Consider the following 861-nt stretch of genomic DNA (forward strand, 5'->3'; position numbering starts at 1 on the left):
TGGCGCGCGGTATTGAAGCCGGGATGGTGTTCGTCAACACCCAGAACGTGCGCGACCTGCGTCAGCCGTTCGGCGGCGTGAAGGCCTCCGGAACCGGCCGCGAAGGCGGCGAGTACAGCTTTGAAGTGTTCGCCGAAATGAAAAACGTCTGCATCTCGATGGGCGACCATCCGATCCCGAAATGGGGAGTCTGATATGGGTAAGTTAGCGTTAGCAGCAAAAATCACTCACGTGCCGTCGATGTATCTGTCTGAGCTGCCGGGGAAAAACCACGGCTGCCGTCAGGGCGCGATCGACGGGCATAAAGAAATTGGCAAGCGCTGCCGTGAAATGGGCGTCGATACCATTATCGTGTTTGATACCCACTGGCTGGTCAACAGCGCCTACCACATCAACTGCGCCGACCATTTTCAGGGCGTCTACACCAGTAACGAACTGCCGCATTTCATTCGCGACATGACCTACGACTACGACGGCAACCCGGAGCTGGGCCAGCTTATCGCCGACGAGGCGGTGAAGCTCGGGGTGCGTGCCAAAGCGCACAATATTCCCAGCCTGAAGCTGGAGTACGGCACCCTGGTGCCGATGCGCTACATGAACAGCGAGAAGCACTTCAAGGTGGTATCTATCTCCGCTTTCTGTACCGTTCACGACTTTGCCGACAGCCGCAGGCTGGGCGAAGCGATCCTCAAAGCCATTGAAAAATACGACGGCACCGTGGCGGTGCTGGCCAGCGGTTCGCTGTCGCACCGCTTTATCGACGACCAGCGCGCCGAAGAGGGGATGAACAGCTACACCCGCGAATTTGACCATCAAATGGATGAGCGGGTGGTGAAGCTATGGCGCGAGGGCAAATTCAAA

General features: G+C 57.7%; 2 protein-coding genes. Both read left to right on the forward strand.

Annotated elements, in window-relative coordinates; translation table 11 throughout:
- A partial coding sequence (locus HGP29_RS28235; RefSeq protein ID WP_074469625.1) for an aldehyde dehydrogenase family protein occupies positions 1-194 on the forward strand: 194 nt, incomplete at its 5' end.
- Between the two features lies 1 nt (position 195).
- A partial coding sequence (gene hpaD / locus HGP29_RS28240) for a 3,4-dihydroxyphenylacetate 2,3-dioxygenase (protein WP_168885814.1) occupies positions 196-861 on the forward strand: 666 nt, incomplete at its 3' end.

The organism is Flammeovirga agarivorans, assembly GCF_012641475.1.
In the GTDB taxonomy this organism is placed as follows: domain Bacteria; phylum Bacteroidota; class Bacteroidia; order Cytophagales; family Flammeovirgaceae; genus Flammeovirga; species Flammeovirga agarivorans.